The organism is Plantactinospora mayteni (assembly GCF_016862935.1).
In the GTDB taxonomy this organism is placed as follows: Bacteria; Actinomycetota; Actinomycetes; order Mycobacteriales; family Micromonosporaceae; genus Plantactinospora; species Plantactinospora mayteni.
In genome coordinates this window covers 1-8,126 of record NZ_BONX01000094.1, presented here as the reverse complement: position 1 = coordinate 8,126, position 8,126 = coordinate 1, and the positions used below count along the sequence as shown (strand labels likewise).

5 protein-coding genes and 2 pseudogenes are annotated in these 8,126 nt (G+C 67.3%); 1 reads left to right on the top strand and 6 read right to left on the bottom strand.

The window, feature by feature from the left end; translation table 11 throughout:
* Positions 1–215: 215 nt before the first annotated feature.
* From Pma05_RS41860 to Pma05_RS41840, 6 genes and pseudogenes are all read right to left on the bottom strand, one after another.
* Positions 216–905 (bottom strand): DUF998 domain-containing protein, encoded by a 690-nt coding sequence (locus Pma05_RS41860; protein WP_203863098.1) that lies wholly within the window; start codon positions 903–905, stop codon positions 216–218.
* A 102-nt stretch (positions 906–1,007) separates the two neighbouring features.
* Entirely contained in the window at positions 1,008–1,820 is an 813-nt protein-coding gene (locus Pma05_RS41855) for an ArsR/SmtB family transcription factor (RefSeq protein ID WP_203863097.1), read from the bottom strand.
* A gap of 257 nt (positions 1,821–2,077) precedes the next feature.
* A pseudogene (locus Pma05_RS43330) lies at positions 2,078–2,221 on the bottom strand (IS5 family transposase); the annotation flags it as partial.
* Positions 2,222–2,329: 108 nt separating this feature from the next.
* Positions 2,330–3,286: a group II intron reverse transcriptase/maturase gene (locus Pma05_RS43325; protein ID WP_239314200.1), complete on the bottom strand. Its 957-nt coding sequence runs from the start codon at positions 3,284–3,286 to the stop codon at positions 2,330–2,332.
* 85 nt (positions 3,287–3,371) lie between these two features.
* The gene (locus tag Pma05_RS43320; RefSeq protein WP_239314199.1) at positions 3,372–4,106 is read right to left on the bottom strand and encodes a reverse transcriptase/maturase family protein; all 735 of its coding nucleotides are present in this window, start codon (positions 4,104–4,106) and stop codon (positions 3,372–3,374) included.
* Between the two features lie 531 nt (positions 4,107–4,637).
* Positions 4,638–5,225 (bottom strand): annotated as a pseudogene (locus Pma05_RS41840) (IS5 family transposase); the annotation flags it as partial.
* A 300-nt stretch (positions 5,226–5,525) separates the two neighbouring features.
* On the opposite strand from Pma05_RS41840, the gene Pma05_RS41835 reads away from it, so the two are divergent.
* Positions 5,526–8,126, top strand: a 2,601-nt coding sequence (locus tag Pma05_RS41835; RefSeq protein ID WP_203863096.1) for an AfsR/SARP family transcriptional regulator, incomplete at its 3' end; no start/stop codon positions are given.

Here is an 8,126-nt window from a genome sequence, read left to right as displayed (position 1 = left end):
CGCCCGCTCTGCTGCGGGTCCCCCCAACTGCGCCTATCCGCGTGGCCTCTAAGGGCTCGCAGATGATTAACGACCTTGTGCGCAGTAGTTATTAAGGGATCTCTACCAGATGATGGCATGGTCGGAGACGAGTCCGGCGATGGCTCGTATGGTCTCGGGTAGTAGTTCCCGGCGTCCGGTGAACCGCTGCAGGACCCGCGGCGGGTGGGCCGGGGTTACGGCTGGGTGTGGGCGGGGCGTTCGGTCATCAGGTTGAGGCACAGGGCAGCGGCCCAGGTCCAGATGATGGCGCCGCCGGCGAGCATGAGCCGGTAGTCCTGGGCAGGGAAAGCGGCGAACCCCACGATGAGGTAAGCGGCGGGGGCCAGAACGCTGTAGCCGGCCCAGCCGCGCCGACCGTCACGAGCGAATCGGCGGGCGAACACCAGGCACGCTGCACTCAGCGCCAGGCCCATCCCGACAGGGGCGAAGTTGTGCAGCAGGCCGTGCCAGCTGACCTGGGCGGGCGCGGCGTCGGGCGTTCCGGGCGGGTACGCGAAGGCCGGGTCGGTGGGGAAGACGCCGGCCCAGATCAGGCTGGCGCCGTAGACGGCCAGGAGCCAGGTGCCCCAGGCGCGGCCCGGGCTCTGGGGTTCGAGCGCGCGACGCAGGCCGACGACGGAGGCCAGGATCAGCAGCCCGCAGATCAGGAAGTTGGCGGTCTGGATCCAGCCGTGCTCACCCAGGCTCAGCATGCTGAGGGGATGGCGGCGGGCGTCGAAGCCGTCGCGGGTCATCGCCTGGCCGACGATCAGCAGGACGAACAGCGGGCCCGCCGCCACACCGCAGGCGAGAAGGGCACGGGCTGGGACGGCGGCCGGCCGGTCCACGTGCCGGGAGACGGGGGCAGAGGCGTCAGAGGACATGGGGGCTCCTGTGGCTCTCATCACGAGGGAGGACTGGCCCGGGCCTGCCGATGTGTACGTGCACGCCCGGGGCGGTGGCGTGAAGGGGTGAAGTGGCACGGCTCAGTGGTACAGGGACTGGCCGGTTTCCAGCAGGGTCTTCAGGTCGCTGAGGATCTGGTTCCAGCCGCCGCCGGCCCCGGGGATCTGACCGGCGCCCTGGGCGGCGGTCTGAGGTGCGCCGGTGACGTCATGGGTGACGGTCAGCTTGGAGACACCCGGGCCGTCGTCTTCGATTTCGTAGGTGAGCCGGGTGAAGTCTTCGCCCATGAACAACGCCCGCCAGGTCTGCACGAGCCGGCGGGGCGGATCGGCCTCGATGACCTCGCCGTCGACCACGACATCGGGAGCCCCGTGCTGTTTCATGGCCTTGCTGGCCATGGAGCGGAAAGGGCCGCCGGGGCGAAGGTCGTACTCGACGGGCGCCTGGTAGCCGAACTTTGCCGTCCATTCGGGCGTGGTGATGGCGTCCCAGATCGCCTGCGGGGTCGCCTTGATATACACCTGGTAGACCTGGATGACCGCGCCGTCCTCGATGGTGTCGGTTATTGATGCCATGGCTTGTTGCTCCAGTTCTTTCTTGAGGTCGGCGAGAGCTTCTGCGGAGCGCTCGGTGTACTTGTCGATCCACCGGTCGTGGATCAACCGGATCGGCACGGGGTTGAGAAAGTGCAGCTTCTCTCGGCCCGATCGGCGCGTGACTACCAGTCCCGCGTTCTCCAGCATCCGCAGATGCTTGGCGACGCCGAACCGGGTCATCACCACCTCGGCCTCCAGCGCGCCCAGCGTCCGCCCGTCCCGGACGAACAACAGGTCGAGCAGGAACCGTCGGGTCGGATCGGCGAGCGCCTTGAAAACAAGGTCATCATCGCTCACCACCCCAAAATAGGTGACCGAAAGGTCACATGTCAAGGCTCGCAAGCTGATGCGCTACTGGCCTGCGACTTCCTGGAGACCATGACCCTGTTCGGCGCACGCATGTACGTGCTCGCTGTGATCGAGTACCGCAGCCGCCGGATCCGCATCCTGTGCGTTACCGCGCACCCTGCGCGTCGCGATCCTTCCGGGACGCTGGGCAAGACCGGTAACTGTAAGAGGACGTCTGATTCACGTAGTTCGTCGGTTATGTGGGTTTAGCCGTGTCGCCAGGTTGGGGTGGTTTCGGTGGTGAGTCGTTTGGCGAGGTTGTCGATCATGGCGATGTTGATCATGCTGGCGGAGTTGTCGGTCCGGGCTTCGTGGTCGCGGACGAGTCGGCGGTGGTGCATGAGCCAGCCGGATGGGTGGGCCGCGCGGCGAGGTGCCAGCCTGGGCTGGTCCCTTTTCCGCGCGGCCTCCCGCCGAACCGGACTTGATGGTTTCCCGATCATCCGGCTCTCTAGTGACTACTGCGTGTGCGGTGGATCAGGCTGCCCGGTGTGGATGTGGCCGTGGCAGGAGGAGCAGACCACGAGGGTCTTGCGTCTCCGGTTCGCCATCGCCTTGGCCCACTGGGGTTGAAGCGGCCCGGGTGCGCCGAGGTCGGCAAGCTGGCGGACGTGGTGGACTTGAACCTCGCCCTTGTGCTGGCAGATCTCGCAGGTGTCCGCGAGGAGACGTGTGATGATCTCCTTGTGCGGATAGTCGACCCGGATCGGCTGCCGGTCGATGACCGACGCCGTCCTTTGCCGGTGAAGTGGAATGCCTCCGAACCGTGCGACCAGTGGTTGTCTGCCGTCGCGTTCGATGTGTGCCTCGAAGCAGGTGCGCGGCCCGTGCGGTGTCGGGATCTTGGCCTTGTACTTGGCGGCCATCTTTGACATCGACGAGCGGTGTTTGCCTGCCAGGGTCTTGAGCATGGAGGTCTCCATGACCCAGCGCAGCCGGTGAAGTCGGTGGATATCTCCGGCGGGCAGATAGTACTGGACGATGCCCCGGTAGATGGCCCCGTAGGTGGCGACGATGGTGTAGGCGTCGCCGTTGGTGAGGGCCTTCTGCTTCGCGGGTTTGCCGCGGCGCAGGTAGGGGGCGGACTTGGCTTTGATCACATCCAGTGGTACTCGCAGTGCGACCTGCCCGTTGACCGTGCGCCGGCGCCGGGTGGTCTTGCGGTCGTTGTGCTGGACGGTGATCTCGTAGCCGAGGAACCGTGCCGCCTTCGTGCGGGCGTGGGTGATCAGCGTCTTGGTGTGGGAGAGTTCCAGCTTGAGTTCGTCGCGCAGGAACCTCGCCAGCCGCTGTTTGATCTCCTCGGCTTCGGCCTTCGGCCCGGTGAACCCGAGCAGATGGTCATCCGCGTATCTGCAGTACCGCAGCCGCCGATAGCCCGGATCGTCCGGGTCGGTGCTGGGCAGGCTGACCATTCGCCGCCGTAGTGTCCGGGCCATGTCCCGGTCGCTGCGTCGGCGGGCTTTCGCCAGCTCGTTTTGTAGTTCGAGGTAGGCAGGGTTACGTGCCCTGCGGCCCCCTCGGGTGTATTCCGGAATCAGAACTGTCTCGATGAACCAGCTTGTGCAGGTAGATGTTGGACAACAGCGGGGAGGCGACGCCGCCCTGCGGAGCGCCGGACAGCGTGGCACCCCACTTCCAATCCTCCAGGTATCCGGCCGTGAGCATGTTGCGCACCAGCCGCAGGAACCGGCTGTCGTGGATCTTCGCCGACAGGATTCCGATCATCAGGTCGTGATCCAGCGACCCGAAGCAGTCGGCGATGTCCGCCTCGACAAACCAGGCTGTTCCGGTCCAGGTGTTGGCGATCTCCCGCAACGCGGTGTGACAGCCTCGACCGGGACGGAACCCGTGGGACCGCTCGGAGAACGTCGGCTCGTAGTACGCCTCCAACAGCAGGCGCACCACCTCGCCGACGAGCTTGTCCGACCAGGTCGGCAGCCCCAGCGGGCGGGTCTTCCCGTTCTTCTTCGGGATGTGAACCCTGCGGACGGGAGCGAACCGATAGCGCTCGTGACGCATCGCGTCGATGACCCGGCCGATCTTCGCCTGGGACATGCCGTCCACGGTCTCCTGCGTGACCCCCGGTGTCATCGCGCCGTGATTGGCGTAGATGCGTCCGTAGGCCAGCAGATACAACTGCGGGTTGAACAGCTGCCGATACAGTTCGTTCACCGGCAGGCCGCGCCTGCCGCGCTCACGCAGGACACCCAGCACCGTTTCGGCGCTCTGCATTACGCATACCTCACGATCTTGTGGTGTCCGATCACCTGGCCCCCTTCGCCCATGCAGGCGGCTTTCCCGCCCTCCCTGGCCGGTCGTGACTCCGGCGACTACTACGGGGCCTCCGTCGCCATAGGACTCGCGTCCCGCAGGCGATCCCGCGTTCGTCTCTGTTGTACGTGACAGCGTGACGTAGGCGCCCCACTCATCTCCTTCAACGCCCTCGCTGGGCGTCGCCCCGTGCTCCGAGAGTGCGTCGGCCACCATCGACTCCGACGCAGAGCACGGCACCGGTTTCAGACGTCTTTCCGATGGATGGGAACTTGCATCGACTGGAGATTGGGATTCAGGCAATCAAGCTTTCGCCATATCACGCGGGTCCTCCCACCGCGCCGTCCCTGACGTCTGGGCCCGGCCGTTGGGCGATCTGGCATGCTGTTGTCCCCTTCACCTTTCGGATCCAGGTCAGCCAGCCGACCCAGGAACCTCCTCTCGAGTCCCTCCCGGCTGAACCGGGGATACAACAGAGCGCCTCGCGGCGCACATGGTGCGTTCGACGACCCATCGGCGTTTGACCACGCTGAAGCCTTTGGCCCGTGGGTCTTTGGTGACGATCTCGACGTCGACGCCGAGTTGGGCGCCGTGTTCGACGACGCGGTTCTTGAAGCCGGCGTCGACCCAGCTCTTGGTCAGGGTGGGGTGGGCGGTGGTCGCTTGGTCGAGCAGGTCCATGCCGATGGCGTTGTCGCTGGTGCTGGCGGCGGTGACGATGACGGCGAGGAGCAGTCCGAGGGTGTCGGTGATGATGCCGCGTTTGCGGCCGACGATCCTTTTGTTCGCGTCGGTGCCCTGTGTGGACAGTGGGACGTTGGTGGAGGTCTTCACGCTCTGGGTGTCCATGATGGACGCGGAGGGTTGGATGGTGCGGCCGCGGTGGTCGCGTACGAGGCCCGTGAGGTTGTAGTTCAGTTCGGCGAAGATGCCTTCCCTGCTCCAGGCGGCGAAGTAGCCGTAGACCGTGGCGTGGGGTGGGAGGTCGTGGGGCGGGTAGCGCCAGGCGATGCCGGTGCGGTTGACGTACAGGATGGCGTTGAAGATGTCGCGTAGGTCGTGGGTGGGGGTGCGGCCGGACGCGAAGGTGAGTCAAACGTCCAGTCAGAACCCGGTAACAGCCTGTTCAAACCTTTTTCAGCCTCCCCTTGCGGTCCGGCGGACGGCAAGGTCGGACGCGGTGCGTGCGCGCCGCGCGGTTCAGGTTGAAAAAGGTTCATTGGGTAAGTACGGGTCGCCCGTCGGTGCTCCTGAAGATCGTCGAAGAGTCGTTCGTTCCACCGCTCGGATCACGGCGTTCGGCACCACCGTCGCGGAGTACCCTGCACTCCTGCTTGCTTGTTGAGGACGTCGGCCGTCAGCGGTGGCTTCGGGGGGAGCATGGAGTTCCGGATTCTCGGGCCGTTGGAGGTCTGGGACGGGGACCGGCTGGTACCCATCGATGCGGCGAAACAGCGCGCGTTGTTGGCCCTGCTGCTGCTCAATGTGGGCCGGGTCGTGGCGGTCGACCAACTGGTTGACGAGCTGTGGGGCGAACGGCCACCGGCGCAGCCGCGTGCCACCGTGCAGGCATATGTACACCGGCTTCGTCAGGCGCTGCGGCGGGGGGACTGGTCCGGTGCGGCGGTGCTCGACACGAGGCCCGCCGGATATCAGATGCGGGTGCCGCCGGACGGCCTCGACCGGCATCGGTGGCAGCGGCTGGTGACCGAAGGGCAGGCCGCACTGGCCGACGGTCATCCGGATCTCGCGGTGCTGCGGTTGCGGGCGGCGCTGGCTCTGTGGCGCGGCCCCGCTCTTGCTGACGTCGTCACGGCGGCGGTTCGGGCGGAAGCGCGCGGCCTGGACGAGCACCGCTTGGAAGTGCTGGAGCAGTGCCTGGCGGCGGAACTCGGCCTCGGCCGGCACGCGGCAGTGCTGCCGGAGTTGGAGACGCTGGTGACCGCTCATCCATACCGGGAAGGGCTGGCCGGCAAGTTGATGGTCGCGCTGAGTCGGGTGGGCCGGCGAGCCGACGCGCTGGCCGCCTTCGCCCGGGCCCGGGGACGGCTGGCCGGAGAACTGGGTCTCGAGCCCGGGGCCAAGCTACAGGAGCTGCACCAGACGATCCTACGCGGTGAACCCGACTGTGCCGAGCGGCAGACTGTGACGACACGGGCGGCGATCGAGATCCCGGCTCAGCTCCCGTCGAACGTGTACGGATTCACCGGCCGGACCACCGAACTCGACCGCCTCGACAGAATCCTGGCCGGATCCGGCCTACGCTCTCCGAGCACCGTCATCGCCGTGACCGGCACCGCCGGGGTCGGCAAGACGACCTTGGCGGTGCAGTGGGCACATCGGGTCGCGGACCACTTCCCCGACGGCCAGCTCTACGTGAACCTCCGCGGCTTTGCCCCGGACGGCGCGGCCACGAGCCCGGCCGCCGTGGTACGCGGGTTCCTGGACGCGTTCGGAGTCGCGTCGGAGCGGGTTCCCGGGGGAATGGACGCGCAGGCGGCGCTGTACCGCAGTCTGGTTGCCGGACGTCGGGTGCTGGTGGTGCTGGACAATGCCCGGGACGGCGATCAGGTGCGTCCACTGCTGCCCGGCTCTGCTGGCTGCCTGGTCGTGGTGACCAGTCGTAACGACCTGTCCGGGCTGGTTGCCGCCGTGGCGGCGCATCCGCTGCACCTGAACACGATGACCGCATCGGAAGCCCGGCAGCTACTGGCCACGCGGCTGCGCGACGACCGGGTCGCGGCCGAGCCGGAGATGGTACGAGACATCGTCACGCTGTGCGCGCGGCTACCGCTCGCGCTGGCCGTCGTCGCCGCCCGGGCCGCCGCCCGCCCCGGGTTTCCGCTGCGAGTCTTCGCCGACGAGCTGCGCTCCACCCATCAGAGCCTGGATGCTCTGAACAGCGGGGACCTGACCACCGATGTCAGGTCGGCGTTCTCCTGGTCCTACCGATCGCTGGGTCCGGCCGCCGCCCGGCTGTTCCGGCTGCTGGGTCTCCATCCTGGCCCCGACATCTCGACCGCAGCGGCGGCCAGTCTGATCGGCGCCCCGGTGGGACAGGCGCTCCCGTCACTGCGTGACCTGGCACGGGCGAACCTGGTCGTCGAGCACGTCCCCGGTCGCTACGCTCTGCACGACCTTCTACGGGCGTACGCCCTGGAACTGCTGCCCGACCTGGACAGCGGAGACGAGCGGCAGTCGGCTGTCCACCGGATGCTCGACCACTACCTGCACACCGGCCACACCGCCGCACTCCGGCTCGACCAGAACCGACACCCTATCTCCCTCGCCACTCTCCAGCCCGGAGCCACCCCGGAGCAGCTCGCCGACCACAACGCGGCCGTGGCCTGGCTGACCGCCGAATATCCCGTCCTCCAGACCCTTGTCCGGCATGCGCCGGCCGCCGGGCGTCCTACCCACTGCTGGCAGTTGGCCTGGACCGTCGAACAGTTCATCGAACGACGGGGCTACCGGCACGACCAGGTGGCGCTCTTCGAAGCCGCCCTGGACGCCGCGCGGCTGATCGCCGATCGGACCGGGCAGGCCCACTCGCACCGTGGCCTCGGCCGCGCGTACGCCAAGCTCGGCCGGTACGAGGCCGCCGCCGATCACCTCCAGCACGCCCTGAAGCTGTTTCGTGAACTGGGCGAACGTGCGTGCGAGGCGCACATCCACGTCAGCCTCGGCTCGATGTACGACCGCCAGGGCAGGCACGAGGAGGCACTCGGGCACAGCCGGCAGAGCCTCACGCTGTTCGAGTCCCTCGGTGACGTGGCCGCCAGGAGCATCGTGCTCAGCAACATCGGATGGTTGCACACCCGGCTCGGCGATCACCTCCAGTCTCGTGACTACTGCGAACAGGCGCTGTCGCTGATCCAGCAGACCGGGGACCGACTGGCCGAGGCGCACATCTGGCACAGTCTCGGCCACGCCCACCACCACCTCGGCGACCTGCGACGTGCCGTCAGTTGCTATCGACGC

Excerpts from the sequence above, each read along its gene's own strand:
- Pma05_RS41860 (WP_203863098.1), bottom strand. The coding sequence starts at position 905 with ATGTCCTCTGACGCCTCTGCCCCCGTCTCCCGGCACGTGGACCGGCCG.
- Pma05_RS43320 (WP_239314199.1), bottom strand. The coding sequence starts at position 4,106 with ATGCAGAGCGCCGAAACGGTGCTGGGTGTCCTGCGTGAGCGCGGCAGG.
- Pma05_RS43325 (WP_239314200.1), bottom strand. The coding sequence starts at position 3,286 with ATGGTCAGCCTGCCCAGCACCGACCCGGACGATCCGGGCTATCGGCGG.